This window comes from Leucobacter luti, assembly GCF_004217175.1.
In the GTDB taxonomy this organism is placed as follows: domain Bacteria; phylum Actinomycetota; class Actinomycetes; order Actinomycetales; family Microbacteriaceae; genus Leucobacter; species Leucobacter luti.
Window position 1 is genome coordinate 116,965 of the sequence record NZ_SHKI01000003.1, and the last position, 16,331, is coordinate 133,295.

Genomic DNA, 16,331 nt, shown 5'->3' on the forward strand with positions numbered 1-16,331 from the left:
TCCTTCCTCGGGGTGTGGGGTGCGCAACCGGCTGCGCGGGGTGACGCCGAGTCGGCGTCACCCCGCGCGATCGGCTACTTGTTGAGCCAGGCGCTGTAGAACGTCGGCCGCCCGACCGACTCGGTCGCGAAGCCCTGGAGTGCGTCGGTGAGACCGAACACCTGCGGCTCCTCGAGGATCGGCAGGATGTATGCCTGCTCAGCGAGGCGCTGCTGGGCGGCGGCAGAGGCGGCGGCCCGGTCCTCCGTGACCGGCTCGGAGGCGACGTCGGCGAGCAGCGAGTCGAGCTCCTCGTCGCCGATGCTGCCGTCGGCGGTGTCGAGGTTGAGCAGGGTGTTGCGGTTCGCCGAGAAGAACTGTGACTTCAGCACGTCGTAGTCTGCGCGGCCGACCATCGAGTGGTAGACCTGGATCGTGTCGAGCTCAAGCCGGGCGGCGTCCTGCGCGGCCTGGTCGCCACCGAAGAGCTTCACCTCGACGCCGAGCTTGCCGAGCTGCTCCTGGATCAGGGTCACGACCTCCTTCGAGCGCGGCTGCGGGAGCGCCTCGTTGAAGGTGAGCGAGAGCCGCGCGCCGTCCTTCTCAAGGATGCCGTCGCTGCCGGCCTTCCAGCCGGCCTCGTCGAGCAGCTTCGCGGCCAGCTCGGGGTCGTAGACGTAGTACTCGGAGGTGTCCGTGTAGCCGAGCGCCGTTTTGGCGAGCGCGCCGGTCGCGAGCGGGTAGCTCTCGGTGAACAGGGTGTCGACGATCGCCTCGCGGTCGATCCCGGCGATCAGCGCCTGGCGCACCTTGATGTCTTCGAGCAGCGGGTGGCGGAACCGGAAGTTGAGGCCGTTGTTCACGCCGTTGGTCGACGCGGCGACGATGGAGAGCCCGTCGGCGGCGAACTGCGCCTCGTCGGGTGCGTCGATCTGGCGGGCGAGATCCGCCTGCTTCGAGACGACCGTGCCGACCCGGACGCTGCTCTCGCTCGCGACCACAAAGTTGATGCCGTCGAGGTACGGCCGCCCCTGGTGCTCCACCGACGGCGGCGCCCAGTCGTAGTCGTCGCGCGCCTCCAGATCGATCTGGGTACCCACCTGCTCGTCAGCGATCACGAACGGACCGCTGCCGACGATGTCGGTCGCGTTCCCGGGGCCGAAGCCCTCGCTCGTGAGATCGAGCGTCGCGTCGGAGACGAGGCCCGAGTTGATCGTGGAGACCGCCTGCGCGAAGCCCGGTGAGGGGGCGGTGAAGAAGAACTTCACGGTCGTGTCGTCGACCACTTCGCCGCGGTCGTAGTTGTTGATTGCCTCGGACACGGTGAGCGCGCGGTCCTCGTCCCCGCCACCGTAGAGGTCGAGGTTCTTGACCACGTTCTCCGCGGTGAGCGGGGTCCCGTCTGAGTAGGTCACGTCGTCACGGAGCGTGAAGGTGTACTCGGTCGCGTCGGCGTTCACCTCGGGCAGCGCCGTCGCGATCCACGGCTCGAGCTCGAGGGTCTCGGGGTTCTGGTAGAGCAGCCGGTCGGTCACGTTGTTAATCACGCCACCGTTCGGGTAGAAGCCGGCGGCCGGCGGGTACAGCGTGTTCCAGGTCTGCGGCTCAAGGTAGGTCAGCGTGCCGCCGGTGACCGGGTCACCGGCCGGGGCTGCGCTGCTGTCGGCGCTGGCCGAGCACCCGGCGAGGAGCGCGGTCGTGGCGGCCAGGGAGAGCGCGGCGAGGGCCGAGCGGCGTAAACGTGACATGTGTTTCGGTCTCCGGGAGTCTGAGTGGGTGAGCGCAAGACATGCGCTGTACTTCTACGAGGTATTGCCAGACGTTATTGTTCCATGCCCGGCGCCGAGCACACAAACCGCGCCGCACACGCCCCGTCACACGGCGTAACCCCCGCACCCCCGCCCACCGGGGACCCAGCAACCCCAAGCTAGAGTTATGAGAAGCATAATTGAGACGAAAGCGATCCGGACCCAGACACCATGCCCCACACCCCTGTGCGCACGCATTCGACCGCCGCCACGAGCATCGCCATCGTGGGACTCGGACCGCGGGGCACCTCGCTCATCGAGCGCCTCGGCGCCCACCTCGACGCGGCCGCCGCGCGGGGCGACGCACGCGCGGACGCCCCGCTCGATCTGCACCTGATCGACGATGCGCAGGCGGGCGCCGGGCGGATCTGGCGCACCGACCAAACGCGCGAGCTGTGCATGAACACGCTCGCCGACGCGGTCACGCTCTTCACCGAGCCCGGCAGCACGGTCACAGGGCCGATCCGCCAGGGACCGACGCTCTACGAGTGGGCACTGCTGGTGCGCGACGGCGCGAGCGCCGCCGTCCCCGCGGCGCACGCGGCCGCGTTCTCGGCGCACCCAACGCGGCAGGGGCTCGCCGCGGACTACCGCGCCGAGCTCGCCGAGCTTCGCCCCGAGTCTCACCCGAGCCGGGCGCTCTACGGCGAGTACCTGGTCTGGTGCTTCGACCGCGCCATCGCCGCGCTCCCCGCGAGCGTGCGCGTGGTGCACCACCGCGCCCGCGCCGAGCGTATCGCCCGAGTCGATGGCCGCGAGCGCCTCACCCTCGACACCGGCGCAACCGTGGCCGCCGACGCCGCCATTCTCGCCACCGGCTGGCTGCCGCGCACGAGCACCCCGGCGGAGCGGGCGATCGAGGCGAAGCTTGCGGATCACCCCGGCCTCACCTGGGTGCGACAGGGCAGCCCCGTCGATCAGGACCTCAGCGGGGTCCCCGCGGGCGAGCCGGTGATCGTGCGCGGGCTCGGCATGGGATTCTTCGACACGATGGCGCTGCTCACCATCGGCCGCGGCGGCGTCTTCACCCCGGATCCGGCTGCGCCGGGCGGACTGCGCTACGCGCCGTCGGGTCACGAGCCGATTATCCACGTGACCTCGCACCGCGGCGTCCCCTTCCGCGCAAAGTCGCTGTATCGCTCGCTCCCGCCGCGGGCGGCGCAGACGCTGCTGCGGGAAGTCGAGTGGGACTCGATCCCCCGCCCCATCAACTTCGACCAGCTCCTGTGGCCGCGCATCGTGGGCGACGGCTTCATCGCGCACGCCACCGCGCTGCGCGAGATCCGCCCGGAGGCACTTGGAACCGACGCTGCGCGCGCCGACGCTGCGCTCGGTGCCATCGCCGACGCGGTCCGCACCGCGATCGCCCCGATTCTCGCCGGCGCAGCGTCGGCCGCCCCCACCGCGACCGTCGACGCCGTGGCCGCCGCCGTCGCACCGCACATCCCCAGCCCGGCCGACCGCTTCGATCTTGCCGGGGAGCTCACCCCGGTCGACGTCGCCTTCAGCGGCCCGGCAGCGTTTGACGCCTGGGTCGCCGAGCGCGTCGCCGCCGACCTGCGCGCGGCCGAGCAGGGCCGGGCCAACGCGCTCAAGGCCGGGCTCTGGTCGATCAGCTCGGCGCGGGCAGTCTCGAGCCGGATCGGAACGCTCGGCGGATTCGACGCGGAGTCGCGCCGCGGGGGCTACGCGCTCCTCCTCGCCGTTGGCGGGATGGTCGGCTCGGGTCCGCCCGCGTTCCGCAGCAGCCAGCTCCTCGCGCTCGCGAGCGCGGGGATCGTGCACTTCATCGGGCCGGAAGCCGCGCTCACCGTCGACGATCGCGGGTTCGTCGCGAGCTCGCCGCTCGTCGCGGGATCCGAGGTGGTCGCCCCCGCGCTCATCGACGCCTGGATGCACTTCCACCGCCTCGCCGAGACCGCCGATCCGCTGAGCCACAGCCTCGTCGAGGCCGGGCGCGCACGGCCGTTCACGGTCGCGGCTCGGGCGAGCGGGCCGGCTGCCGGCACGCGCCTCACGACCGGCGGCATCGACATCGACGGGCCCACCGGCCGTCTCCGCGGCGCCGACGGCACGGTGGACGCCGCGGTGCACGCCTCGGGCATCCCCGTCGACGAGACGCTGCACGACACGGTCATCAGCCCGATGCCCGGCACCGATCCGTTCATGCTGCGCGAGACCGACCGCGTCGCGCTGAGCACCCTCGAGGCCGCCCTCGCGGCGACCGCGGCACCCACACTCACCAGCACAGGAGCCACGCATGACTGACCACACCCCCGTAGCACTCGTCACCGGCGCGACCGGCGGGATGGGGTCTGAGATCGTGCGCGAGCTCGCGCGCACCCACCGCGTGATCGCAGTGGGCCGCGACGCGGAGCGCCTCGCCGCCGTGGCCGCGCAGGCCACCGCCGCGACCGGCGGCGAATCGGCGGGCGGCGCCGGGTCGGCGGGCGTCGAGACCTGGGAGCTTGAGCTCACCGACGCGGCGGCCCTCGCGGCGCGCGTGGCGCAGCTCGACCGGCTCGACCTGCTCGTGCAGGCCGCGGCGATCGCCCAGCCGTTCAGCGTGGAGTCCGCGCGCCCCGCTGACTGGGAGCGGCACTTCGCGGTGAATGTCACCGCCCCGGCCGAGCTGACTCGCCTCGCGCTGCCGCTGCTGCGCGCCGCTGCCGGCACGATCGTGTTCATCGGCTCGGGCGCCGGCACCCGACCCGTGCCCGGCAACGTCGTGTATTCAGCGAGCAAGCACGCGCTGCGCGGGCTCGCGGATGCGCTGCGCATCGAGGAGGAGCCGCACCGCATCCGCGTCGTCACGCTGGCCCCCGGCCAGACCGACACCGCAATGCTCCGCAGCTCGGTCCCCGCCGCCGACTACGACGCGGCCCGCTACATCAGGCCGGAGTCGGTCGCCGGCGCGCTCCGCTTCGTGGTTGACGCCCCGGCCGACGTGCAGATCACCGACATCGCGGTACGCCCCCGGCAGGAGATCGCCCGGCTGTAGCGCCGGCACCCGCCGCGGGCGGGTGCCGGCTGGACCGAGCCTAGCGCGCGGTGGTTCGGCGGCGCAGCACGATCACGGCCCCGAAACCGAGCAGCACGAGCCCGGCACCGAGCAGCCAGAGCGGATCCGCCGCGCCCGTCTGCGCAAGCTGGGCGCTTCCGGCGCCGGCCTGCGTCTGCGCCGGAGCATCCGCTGAGCCGCTCGTTCCGGGCTGCGCGTCGTCCGTCGCGCCCGGGGCCGTGGTATCCGGGTTCGTGGTGTCCGGGCCGGTCGTGTCCGGGTTCGACGTGTCCGGGTTTGACGTACCCGGCGGGGTCACCGGCGGGGCTACGGGCGGCGTCACCGGTGGCGTCACAGCCGCGTTCGCGGTCACGGTCAGCGGGAATTCGCGGGTGTCAGAGCCGAACACGTCGGTCACGGTCACAGTGAGTACGTAATCGCCCTCGGCCTCTGGGGTGCCCGAGAGCACACCGGTTGCCGGGTCGAGCGCGAGCCCGACGGGAAGCCCGGGGGTCGTCCGCGTCATGCCGTCAACAGACCACTGCAGATCCGCCTGACCACTCGCCGTGATCGCCGTGTCCTCGTACGCCTCGCCGACGACGCCCGCGGGAAGCGGGGTGTCCAGCGTAATCGCCGGGGCGGGGGTAACGATTCGTGCCGCAGCGCTCTCTCCAGATGCGCCCCAGAACGCATCCGACCAGCGCACGCGATAGCTCTGCGCGAGAGTCTCCGCGTTCACCGCGACCGCGAGTTCGTCGCCGGTCGCGCCGGGTACGTCCGCCCACTCGACACCGTCGTCGGAGCTTTGCCACTGCAGAGCTCCGCCGCCGCGCGGCTTGATTCCGGTTACCGCGGTGGTGAAGACCGCTTCGCCCTCCAACGCAGTGATCGCGACGTCCGCCGGATCAGTCACGCCCGGCGCGTACACGATCGACACTGTGCTGCCTTTGACGCCGTTCGACCAGCCGGCGTTCGCGGACAAGAGGTCTCCAGTGGCAGGGTTCGAGGACAGCGAGAATGGAGCGGTCGGAGTCGCACGGTAGCTCTCGGAGCGCGCTCCGGTATCGAAGTTCGCCGACATGATCATGTCCCAGTACGGCACGTTGCCGTACGCCCGATTGTGTTCGTCCGATCCAACGATCATCGCCATCGGGTTTCCCACGGGCGCCGAAGCGAGCAAGACACCGCTCGCGGGATCGAGCACGCCGAGCCGTGATCCCGTCGAGTCAGACACGTACAGGCGGGAGGGGTCAGTGTCGTAGCTCAGATCGCCCACGCTCGTAAAGTTCGGCAGAGCGATCGCGCGCTGAATAGTGAGGTCGTCCGCACCGACGACCTGGATCACTTTCTCCCCACCGACCAGCAGTTCGGCTCCGTCGGCGGCGAACGTGAGTCCGTGGTAGTTCGTGCCCGGCACCTGCCCCTTGGCGAGCACCGTCCCGTCTGCCGGATCGAGTCTCGCGAGCTGCCCGTCGAGGCCGAGTGCGTAGAGGCGCTCACCGTCCGCCGAGACGGCGAGCCGCTGGGGGTAGCGGACACTCGATGCGAAGCTCCTCGCGAGGGAGCGGGTGGCAAGATCGACCACCGCGATCTGCCCGTCGCTCAGCACGAGATAGGCGGCGGCTCCGTCGGGTGACAGTTCGATGAACCTGCCACCCTCGGCCGGCAAGGCGATGCTGCCGGTGACGGTTTCCGCGGCCAGGTCGAGAAAATGCAGCGTGCTGTCGGTTCGCGTCGTTACCAGGCCGGTCGCGCCGTCGAGCGGCGCAACAAAGTCGCTGGGCTGCACGTCCGCACCGATGAAGACCTCGGTCTGCACCTTCGCGGTGAACGCGGTGGCGCTCCGTGAGTCAACCGGACGCTGCTCAGCGTTCGCCAGCGCCGGTGAGCCGAGCATGGGCACGATCGCAAGCGCGAGCGCCGTGCCGATTCCAAGAATCCGGCCGTTCTTGGGGGCGCGAGAGCGGCGGCGAACGGTGTGAGTGGGGGGAGCTTCGACTGTCAAGATTTCCTTACTCGCGGTGCGCCGAGAGGTCGACCGAGGTCGCCCCCTAGACGCGGCGGACTGCACGGCCTCGGAGACGCGGCGGCGGCGGCGCTTCGTGCGCCCGCTCAACACTCCGCGTATGAGACCGAGGCTAGCCGCGCGTACCAGCCCCCGGCGGGCGGTCCGGAAGTAGCCGTGCTCGGGCCTGTCCGGTGCAGTGGAGGCGGGCGACAGGCTGCGTGCACCGAGTGAACCGACACCCGTGCACGGTGGTGGTGTGTACGTGCACAAGCGCGGATGCCGCGACGCCCGCCGATCCCCGGCCAGCGCCGCTCCGCGCCCTACCGCGGCTCGACGGCGGGCGTCGCCGCCGCGGACCCGGTTTCACTCCCGCCGTCCGCTGCGTTCCCGCCCCGCGCCGCACGCACGCGCACGAGCACGAGGTACACGGCCGCGGTCACCACGAAGCCGACCAGCCAGGCGATGTCGATGTTGCGCAGCGGCGCCGCCATCGGACCAGTGAACAGCGGGGTGATCATGAACGGCACCTGCGCCGCGAAGCCGATGGCGTAGCTCCACAGGCCCACCGCGTTCCAGCGACCGTACTCCCCGCCCTCCCGATTGAAGAGTTCCCCGATCGCGTAGTCGCCCTTCTTCACGATGAAGTAGTCGGCCAGGTTGATCGCCGACCACGGGATCAGCACGTACAGCAGGAGCGACAGGAAGCTCTCGAACATCGTCATGAAGTCGCCCTGCCCGAGCAGCGCGATGAGTGTCGCACCAACGCCGCTCACGATCGTGGTCACCACGCGGGTGCGGGAGGTGATGATCACGTTGCGGAACGTTGACTGGATCCCGGTCAGCGCGTTCATCACCGCCGAGTAGAGCTCGACCCCGTTGATGAGGGCGGAGCTCACCGCAAAGATGATGAGCACGACGAGTCCGATCGTGCCGAGGTGCTCGCCGAGCGCGGCGAGCGGATTTTCCGGGCTCGCGGCACCGAGCAGCACGCCGAGCGTCATGACGAACACCGAGCTCAGCACGAGCCCCAGGTAGGTGCTCCAGAACGCGGCCTTGGGTCCCGTCGTCTTCGGCAGGTACCTGGTGTAGTCGGAGACGTACGGGGCGTAGGCGAGCTGCCACACGATCCCGATCGCGAGCATCGCGAAGAAGCCCTCGAAGGTGAACTCGGCGTCGGCGCGCAGGCCGGAAACCTCGGGCTGCAACCACAGCAGCACCATCGACACCGTCACGGCGAGCGCGATCACGATCGAGAGGTAGACCATGGTCTTGCGCAGCAGGTCGTAGCCGAAGACGCAGAGCACGATCCCGATCACCGCGAAACCGAGGATCGCTAGCGAGCCGTTGAAATCGGGGAACACCGCCAGCAGCGCATCGCGCGCCACGATCAGGATGCTCGCAAAGAAGCCGATGAACATGATGAAGGCGATCAGCGCGAACAGGCTGCCGCCCATGTATCCGAACTGAGCGCGCGCCTGCAGCATCTGCGGGATCCCGAGGTGCGGCCCCTGCGAGGCGTGGAGGGCCGATCCGAACGCCCCCAGCACGTTGCCGAGTAGGATCGCGGCGATGCTCCAGCCGATCGGGAGGCCGTACGCACCGCTCGCGACTGCGCCGGTTACGACGGTGAGCGGCATCATGTTGAGCCCCACCCAGATCGCGAACAGCGACCAGCTGGTGCCGGTGCGCTGGTCCTCGGGGATCGGGAGGATGTGCTGTTGCTCGAATCGCACGAATGACTTCGTGACGACGGGTGGTTCCTGGGTCATGATTCTCCTCGTTCGGTGGGCGCCCCGGCGGGACCGGGGCAGAGTGCCTCAGCGCCCCGGCGGGGCCGGGCGAGCGTCGGCGGCGTAGACGGTGGCCCCGCCGAGCAGGGTGCGTGCAACGCGCACTCCGTCGAACGCCTCGGGCGCGCCGATCGGGCCGGTGAGCAGTACGAGGTCAGCGAGCGCGCCGGCCGCGATTCTGCCCGCGTGCGCGGCGGTGCCCGAGATCTCGGCCGCTCCGAGCGTGTAGGCCCGGATCGCGGTCTCGGGATCGAGCCGCTCGGCGGGGAGCGCGGGGACGCGGGCCGCCGCGTTTCGGGCGTGCAGGTCGCCCGCGGGTGCCGTGCGCGTGCACGCGGTGTGCAGGCCCCAGAGGGGGTCCGGGCTCGTCACCGGCCAGTCGCTGCCCATCGCCAGGTGCGCCCCGGCGCGGTGGAGCGAGCCGAACGGGAAGTGCTGCGTGGCGCGGCCGGGGCCGAGCAGCGGGAGCTTGCGCTCGACGATCTCCTGGTCGTTGCGCGCCCAGAGCGGCTGCAGGTTGGCGGTGACCCCCAGCTCCGCGAAGCGCAACACGTCGGCCGGATCAACGAGGTCGAGGTGCGCGATCTGGTGCCGCGCCCCCGCGCCGTTGCGCGCCCGCGCCGCGGCGACCGCGTCGAGGCACTCGCGCACGGCGCGATCTCCGACGCCGTGAAAATGGACGCTCAGCCCGGCGGCGTCGATGCCGGTGACGATCTCCGCGAGGTCTGACGGCGCGATCACTGAGTCACCGCGCGCCTCGGGCGAGACGCCCGTGTACGGTTCGATCAGGGCGGCGGTGCAGTTCTCGCAGATCCCGTCCTGCATGATCTTGACGCTCGACACCGCGACGCCGGCGGACCGCGCAGCCGCGACCCGCGCGAGGATCTCGGGCAGGTACTCGGGCCCCGCCGCCGGGGGCCACCACAACGAGCCGGTGACTCGGGCCGTGAGAGCACCGGACGCGATGGTGTCGCGGTAGCTCGGCAGGCTGTCCGGCAGCGTCAGGTACTCGCCGAGGATCGCGTCGTGCCAGCTGGTGATGCCGAGCGAGAACAGGAGTTCTTGGGCCGCGAGCAGCGCGCGGCGCATATCGGCGGCCGCCCTGGGCGGGGCGAGCCGCGTCACGAGTTCGCCGGCGGAGTCGAGCAGCATCCCCGTGGCACGGCCAGCCGCGTCGCGCACGATCCGTCCCGCCGGTGGGTCGGGGGTCGCGTCGGTGAGGCCCGCGAGTTCGAGCGCCGCGGTGTTCACCCACACGCCGTGCGCGTCGTGGCTGGTGAGCACGGCCGGGCGGTCCGGCACGAGCTCATCGAGCAGCTCTCGCGTGGGGAGTCCGCCGGGAAATACGTCCCCGAACCAGCCGCTCCCGACCACCCACGGTGTGGGCTCAGCCGCGGCCGCGCGGATGAGTCGCGCGTAGCCGGCAAGCGAGTGCTCAGTCTCCAGGTCGCAGCCGAGCAGCGCGAGGCCACCGGCGAGCGCGTGGATGTGCGCGTCGTGAAACCCCGGGAGCACCGCCGCGCCAGCGGCGTCGAGTCGCACCGTGAGCGGGCCGGCGAGGGCGCTGATCGTCGCGTCGCTCCCGACCACCGTGATCCGGTCGCCCGCGATTGCCACCGCGGTCGCCGCGCTCGGTGCCGGATCCCAGAGCTGCGCGCCCGTGATGACGAGCTCGGGCGCGGTCACCGCCGCACCTCGGCACGCGGTGCGGCGGCCGCCGTGGCGCTCCCCGCCACCGCTGCGCGCAGTTCGCGCCGCCGCCACAGACCGTACACCAGGGCCGGCACAATGAAGCCGACGATCCAGGCGACGTCGACGTACCCGAGGGGAGCCGCGAGCGGTCCGGTGTACATGTTCGTGACCATGAATGGCACCTGCACGAGCAGGCCGATCGCGTAGCTGATGAGACCGATCGCGTCCCAGCGACCGTACCGCCCGCCGTCACGGCGGAACATGTCCGCGACCTCGTACTCCCCCTTCCGCAGCACGAAGTAGTCCACCAGGTTGATCGCCGACCACGGGATGAGCACGTAGAGCAGGATCGTGACGAAATCGCTGAAGATCACGAGGAAGTTGTTCTGTCCGAGCAGTGCGGCGACCATCGCGAGCGCCCCGTAGACGACGGTCATCAGCACGCGCTTCGCGGTGTTGATGTCGATGCGCGCCGAGACGGTCTCAAGCACTGTGAGTGAGCACATGACCCCCGAGTAGATGTTTGAGGAGTTCATCACCGCCGTCGCGGTGCCGAGCGCAAACAGCACGACCGGGCCGAACCCGCCCAGGAGGTTTCCGAGCGCCGACATCGCGTTCCCCTCGGTCGTGGTGAGCCCCACGATTCCGCCGAGCGCCATCACGAGGATCGTGCCGAGCACGAGTCCCAGGTAGGTGGCCCAGAACGCCGGCTTGGCGCCGCCCTCCCGCGGCATGTACCGCGAGTAGTCGGAGACGTACGGTGCGTACGCGAGCTGCCACGTCACCCCGATCGCGAGCATGCCGAAGAACCCGGCGGTGTTGTACCCGAGGCCCGGCTGCGCCTGGAACGTGGCGGGGTTCGCGATCGCGATGATGATCGACACGATCATGAGCGCGCCAATCAGCACGGAGAACACCGCCATGCTGCGGCGCACGAGGTCGTACCCGAAGATCGCGATGGTGAGCGCCGCGATCGCGCACGCGATGATCCACGCGAAGTCCGCGCTGCTGCCGAACGCCGCGGCGAAGCTCTGCGCGGCGACCACCAGGTTCGACGCGAAGAAGCCGAGGAACATGATGAGCGCGATGAACGCCAGCAGGCTACCGCCGAAGAAGCCGAACTGCCCGCGCGCCTGCAGCATCTGGGGAATCCCCAGCCGTGGCCCCTGCGAAGCGTGCAGCGCCGCGCCGAACCCGCCGATCACGTTGCCCAGCACGATCGCGGTGATGGTCCAACCGAGCGACAGGCCGAACAGCGTGGGTCCCAACGCCCCGGTCACCACCGTGAGCGGGCCCATGTTGATGCCGAGCCAGACGAAGAAGAGTCCGCGCGTGGTGCCGTGCCGCTCGTCGTCGGGGATCGGCCGGATGTGCCGGCGCTCGAAGGTCATCACCTTCGTGGTCGAGGTTGAAAGTCGTGGATATTCACTCATGATGGATCCCTACGTTCGCCATTGAAGTGGGTCGAAAATTGGCGCGCGAAACCGCGCCACCCGGGGCCCGCGCGCTGCGGGCCCCGGGGCACTGCGGGCGTGTTAGAGGCCCGCGCTTGCCGTCGCGGCGGTGAACGCGCGGTCGAGGAGGCCGGCGAGCTCGTCGATGTCCGCGCGGGTCATCACGAGCGGCGGCGACACCTGCACGAGCGGGTTGCCCTCGGCGTCGATCGCCACGCGGCACAGCAGCCCGGCCGCCGCGAGTGCGGGGTTGAGGTGCCCGCCGACGAAGTCGCTCGCGTTCACCGGGGTCTCGGCCCACCGCTTCGCTGCATGATCTGTCACGAGCTCGAAGCTGCGGTGGAAGCCGTCGCCGCGCAGGTCGCCGACGATGCGCTGGTGCTTCGCGGCAACCGCGGCGAGCTGCTCGCCCAGGTACGGCGTCAGCTCCGCCACGTTCTCGACGACCCGCTCGCGCTCCATGATCTCGAGGTTCTTCAGTGCCGCGGCGCAGGCAACCGGGTGTCCGCCGTAGGTGAGGGCGTGGTTGAACATGCCGAGCGAGCCGTCGAGCACGGTCTCGATGATCCGGTCGCTCGCGATCACGCCGCCGAGCGGCATGTACGCGGAGGCGATGCCCTTTGCGAACGTGATCATGTCCGGCTGGAACCCGTAGTGCGTCGAACCAAACCAGGAGCCGAGTCGCCCGTACCCGGTGATGACCTCGTCGGCGATGAGCAGGATGCCGTACTTGTCGCACAGCGCGCGCACCCCGGGGAAGTACTCGGGTGTGGGCGGGGTGAGGCTGCCGCCGGCGTTCTGCAGCGGCTCCATGATGATCGCGGCGATCGTGTCGGCGCCCTCCTGCACGATGAGTGATTCGAGCTCGGCGAGCAGGAACGCGGTGGTCTGCTCAGGCGTCTCACCCTCGGGGCGGCGGTACCGCTTGGTGTTGTGCGTGTGGCGCACACCGTGCATGAGCGGCTCGAACATCTTGCGCACGTCGGTCATGCCGTTGAGGGACATCGCGCCGTAGCTCGTGCCGTGGTACGCGACGCGACGGGCGATGAACTTGGTGCGGGTGCCCTCGCCGCGGTCGATGTGGAACTGGCGGGCGAGTTTGATCGCCGCCTCGTTCGACTCGCTGCCGCCCGAGGCGAAGAAGACGCGGTTGAGATCGCCCGGCGCGAGCTCCGCGATCTTCTGCGCGAGCCGCGCCGCCGGCGGGTGCGCAACGCTCCAGGTGGTCTGAAACGGGAGCTCCGCGAGCTGCTCGCGCACCGCGTCGCCAACCTCGGCGCCGTGGGTGTAGCCGAGCTGCACGCAGAACAGTCCGGCGAGGCCGTCGAAGAACCTGCGGCCGGTGTCGTCGAACACGGAGCAGTGCTCGCCGCGCACGAAGACCGGCAGATCGTCGTCGCGGTACTTGCCCGCGGGGGTGAAGTTCATTACGAGGTGGCGCTTCGCGATCTCCGCGAGCCCGGTGGGCGCGTCGCTCAGTGCCTGCTCGGGGGCTGCGGTGTCTTGGTGCAGTGTCATCGTTCGTGTGTCCTCTCAGTCAGCGTTGACCGGGCGGGGTGCCGTCGCTGTTCCCCATGCTGGCAGCGCTGTCGTCATCGGTAAAATAGGGATATTGGTTCAGCTGAATCTCTGAATGCGATGCAGCGGCGCTAGCCCCACTGCATCCAGGTGGTCTTGTAGTCCGTGTAGTTATCGAGCGCGTGCACCGACAGGTCGCGGCCGAAGCCGGACTGCTTGAACCCGCCGAACGGGGTGGTGAACCCGAGCGCGTCGACCGTATTGACCGACACCGTGCCGGCGACGAGCTGCTGCGACACCCGGTGCGCCCGCGCGAGCGATCCGGTCCACAGCGAGGCCGCGAGGCCGTAGGGGGTCTCGTTGGCGCGGGCGATCACCTCCGCCTCCGTGTCGAACGGGGTGACCACGGCAACGGGGCCGAACACCTCGCGCGTGTGCAGCTCGTGGTCGGCGGGGACGTCGGCGACGATCGTCGGTTCGATGAACGCGCGCGACCCACCGATCTCCGGCCTCGTGCCGCCGGCCACGATCGTGCCGTCGCGCCGCGCGGCCTCGATCGTGGCCCACACCTCGTCGGCCTTCGCCTCGGAGACGAGCGATCCGATCCCGCTCGCCGGGTCGAGGGGGTCGCCCGGTGCGTACGCGCGCGCGGCCGCGGCGTAGAGCTCCAGGAACTCGTCGTACACGGCGCGCTCAACGAAGACCCGGGAGTTTGCCGAGCACACCTCGCCCTGGTTGTAGAAGCTCCCGAACGCGGCCTTCTCGGCGGCGAGCGCGAGGTCGTCGCAGTCGGCGAAGATGAGGTTGGAGCTCTTTCCTCCGGCTTCGAGCGCGAGCCGCTTCATGTTCGACTGGCCGGCGTACTCCTGCAGCTGCTTCGCCACGGCCGTGGAGCCGGTGAACGCGATCATGTCGATGTCTGGGTGCAGGCCGAGCGCACGGCCCACGACGGAGCCGCGGCCGGTGACCACGTTGACCACACCGGCCGGGATGCCGGCTTCGAGTGCCAGCTCCGCGAGCAGCAGCGTCGAGTGCGACGCCTCGACCGGGGGCTTCACCACGACCGAGTTTCCTGCGGCGAGCGCCGGGGCGAGCTTCCACGTGGCAATCTCGAGCGGGTAGTTCCAGGGGACGATCACGCCGATCACGCCGAGCGCCTCGCGGGTCACGAGCGCGGTTGACCCGGGCGGGGTCACGGGGATCAGGTCCTCCGTCTTCTCGATCGCCTCGCCGTAGAAGCGGTAGAGCGCGGCGGATCCCGGCGCGTCGACGGTGGCGGACTCGCGGATCGGCTTGCCCATATCGAGGGTGTCGTGGAGCGCGAACTCGTCGGCGCGCGCCTCGATGAGCCGGGCAAGCTCAAGCAACCGCTCGCGGCGGAACCCGGCGCCGGCGCGCGACCAGGCGCCCGAGTCGAACGCGGCGCGGGCAGCCGCGACCGCGGCGTCGACCTCGGTGTCCCCGCACTCGTGGATCTGCGAGATCACTGCGCCGGTGGCGGGGTTGCAGTTCGCAATGGTGGCCCCCGAACTCGCGGCGACGCGGGCGCCGCCAATCACTGGGCGGCCGTCGAGGGTGAGCGCGGCGGCGGCGGCCTGCCAGTCGGTGTGGCTGCGGGTCATGAGGAGCTCCGATCGGTGTGGGTGGTGTGGTGGGGCCCGCCGGTGGGCGGGGAGTCGGTGGCGGCGGCCGGGGCAGCGGAGTCCGTGGGGTGCAGCGCCTGCAGCACCTCCGCGGGGATCTCGACGGTCGCCGTCTCGAGGTCCTGCGCCTTGATGAGGGGGGTGCCGCGCGTCTCGGGCAGTGTCAGCACGGTCACCACGCCGATCACGCCGACACCGAGCAGGAAGTACCCGGGGACGAGCATGTCGCCGGTGACGCCGAGCAGCCAGGTCAGCACGTACGGCGCGGGGCCCGCGAAGAGCGCGGCCGTGAGCGCGTACGCGGTCGACAGCCCGGTCTGCCTGGTGCGCGTGGGGAAGAGCTCAACGACGGTGACCGCGTGGGTGCCGAGGATGATGGCGAGGATCAGCGCGAGGCCGAGCGTCGACACGAACGCTGCCCACTCCTCGCCGCGCTGCATGAGCATGAAAAGCGGCACCGCGAGCACGGTGAGGGCGATGGCGGCGGTGAGGAGCACGGGCTTGCGGCCAAGCCGGTCGGAAGCGATGCCCGCGAACGGCACGATGATGAGGCCCAGTGCTGAGGCGAGCGTCGAGAGCAGCGCGGCGCGGCCGGCGTCGAAGCCGATGTACACCTCCTGGTAGGTGAGGAGGTACACGAGCACCACGTAGAACGTGACGTTCATGAAGGTCTCCATGCCGCTGGTCTGCAAGAACTCGCGCCAGTTGCGCTGAAACACCTCGCGCACCGGGGCGTGCGACACGGTTTCGAGCTCCTTGAGCTGCTCGAACTCCGGCGTGTCTTCGATCTTGCGCCGGATGTAGAGCCCGATCAGACCGAGCGGCACGGTGATGAGGAACGGGATGCGCCAGGCCCAGTCGATAATCTGCTGCGGATCGAACGCGAGGTTGAGCAGCACCACGGTGAACGAGGCGAGCAGGAAGCCGAGCAGGCTCCCGAACTCGAGCCAGCTCACCCCGAAGCCGCGGTGCTTCGCGGGTGAGAACTCGCCGAGGAACGCGGCGGCGCTGCCGAACTCGCCGCCGGCGGCGAGCCCCTGCACCACGCGGGTGGCGATGAGCAGGATCGGGGCGAGGATCCCGATGGTGTCGTAGCCGGGGAGCAGCCCGAGCACGAGGGTGGCGAGCGCCATCGCGAGGATCACGATCGACAGGGTGTGCTTGCGACCCAGCCGGTCGCCGAGCCTGCCGAAGATCACCGCGCCGATGGGGCGCACCAGGAATGAGACCGCGAACACCGCGAACGCCGAGAGCAGGCCCGCGGTGCTGTTCGACTCCGGGAAGAACACGACGGCGATGGTGCCGGCGAGGTACGCGTACACGGCCCAGTCGAACCAGTGCACCAGCACGCCGATCGACCCGGCGACTACGCTCTTGCGGAGGCTCTTCTTGCTCACGAGCTCGCTGATCTCTGGGGGCGGGGCTGCGGTCGACATTG

General features: G+C 70.3%; 10 protein-coding genes. 2 read left to right on the plus strand and 8 right to left on the minus strand.

Annotation, left to right across the window (positions count from 1 at the left end; translation table 11 throughout):
* Positions 1-74 precede the first annotated feature (74 nt).
* Complete coding sequence (locus tag EV139_RS03635; protein WP_130452975.1) at positions 75-1,727, minus strand: TIGR04028 family ABC transporter substrate-binding protein; 1,653 nt, start codon at positions 1,725-1,727, stop codon at positions 75-77.
* A gap of 231 nt (positions 1,728-1,958) precedes the next feature.
* Here EV139_RS03635 and EV139_RS03640 point away from each other — a divergent pair, with 231 nt between their 5' ends.
* The gene (locus EV139_RS03640) at positions 1,959-4,055 is read left to right on the plus strand and encodes an FAD/NAD(P)-binding protein (RefSeq protein WP_130452976.1); all 2,097 of its coding nucleotides are present in this window, start codon (positions 1,959-1,961) and stop codon (positions 4,053-4,055) included.
* The gene (locus EV139_RS03645; RefSeq protein WP_130452977.1) at positions 4,048-4,788 is read left to right on the plus strand and encodes an SDR family oxidoreductase; all 741 of its coding nucleotides are present in this window, start codon (positions 4,048-4,050) and stop codon (positions 4,786-4,788) included. Before EV139_RS03640 ends, EV139_RS03645 begins: the two co-directional genes overlap by 8 nt.
* Before the next feature lie 40 nt (positions 4,789-4,828).
* On the opposite strand, the gene EV139_RS03650 is transcribed toward EV139_RS03645, so the two are convergent.
* From EV139_RS03650 to EV139_RS03680, 7 genes are all read right to left on the minus strand, one after another.
* Positions 4,829-6,793, minus strand: a complete 1,965-nt coding sequence (locus EV139_RS03650) for a putative Ig domain-containing protein (RefSeq protein WP_130452978.1) — start codon at positions 6,791-6,793, stop codon at positions 4,829-4,831.
* Between the two features lie 323 nt (positions 6,794-7,116).
* Positions 7,117-8,565, minus strand: coding sequence for a purine-cytosine permease family protein (locus tag EV139_RS03655; protein ID WP_130452979.1), 1,449 nt, complete (start codon positions 8,563-8,565; stop codon positions 7,117-7,119).
* Positions 8,566-8,613: 48 nt separating this feature from the next.
* Positions 8,614-10,272, minus strand: a complete 1,659-nt coding sequence (locus EV139_RS03660; protein ID WP_130452980.1) for an amidohydrolase — start codon at positions 10,270-10,272, stop codon at positions 8,614-8,616.
* Positions 10,269-11,711 (minus strand): purine-cytosine permease family protein, encoded by a 1,443-nt coding sequence (locus tag EV139_RS03665; protein WP_130452981.1) that lies wholly within the window; start codon positions 11,709-11,711, stop codon positions 10,269-10,271. Before EV139_RS03665 ends, EV139_RS03660 begins: the two co-directional genes overlap by 4 nt.
* A gap of 102 nt (positions 11,712-11,813) precedes the next feature.
* Positions 11,814-13,250 carry an aspartate aminotransferase family protein gene (locus tag EV139_RS03670; protein WP_130452982.1) on the minus strand — a complete coding sequence of 479 codons (1,437 nt, stop codon included), beginning with the start codon at positions 13,248-13,250 and terminating at the stop codon, positions 11,814-11,816.
* A gap of 131 nt (positions 13,251-13,381) precedes the next feature.
* Entirely contained in the window at positions 13,382-14,872 is a 1,491-nt protein-coding gene (locus EV139_RS03675; protein ID WP_130452983.1) for an aldehyde dehydrogenase family protein, read from the minus strand.
* Positions 14,869-16,329 (minus strand): MFS transporter, encoded by a 1,461-nt coding sequence (locus tag EV139_RS03680; protein ID WP_130452984.1) that lies wholly within the window; start codon positions 16,327-16,329, stop codon positions 14,869-14,871. The genes EV139_RS03675 and EV139_RS03680 overlap by 4 nt, the downstream gene beginning before the upstream one ends.
* Between the last annotated feature and the right edge of the window lie 2 nt (positions 16,330-16,331).

What these genes read in the sequence shown, in the direction of transcription:
- EV139_RS03680 (WP_130452984.1), bottom strand. Translation starts at nt 16,329, where the DNA reads ATGTCGACCGCAGCCCCGCCCCCAGAGATCAGCGAGCTCGTGAGCAAG.
- EV139_RS03635 (WP_130452975.1), bottom strand. Translation starts at nt 1,727, where the DNA reads ATGTCACGTTTACGCCGCTCGGCCCTCGCCGCGCTCTCCCTGGCCGCC.
- EV139_RS03665 (WP_130452981.1), bottom strand. Translation starts at nt 11,711, where the DNA reads ATGAGTGAATATCCACGACTTTCAACCTCGACCACGAAGGTGATGACC.
- EV139_RS03675 (WP_130452983.1), bottom strand. Translation starts at nt 14,872, where the DNA reads ATGACCCGCAGCCACACCGACTGGCAGGCCGCCGCCGCCGCGCTCACC.
- EV139_RS03670 (WP_130452982.1), bottom strand. Translation starts at nt 13,250, where the DNA reads ATGACACTGCACCAAGACACCGCAGCCCCCGAGCAGGCACTGAGCGAC.
- EV139_RS03640 (WP_130452976.1), top strand. Translation starts at nt 1,959, where the DNA reads ATGCCCCACACCCCTGTGCGCACGCATTCGACCGCCGCCACGAGCATC.
- EV139_RS03655 (WP_130452979.1), bottom strand. Translation starts at nt 8,565, where the DNA reads ATGACCCAGGAACCACCCGTCGTCACGAAGTCATTCGTGCGATTCGAG.
- EV139_RS03645 (WP_130452977.1), top strand. Translation starts at nt 4,048, where the DNA reads ATGACTGACCACACCCCCGTAGCACTCGTCACCGGCGCGACCGGCGGG.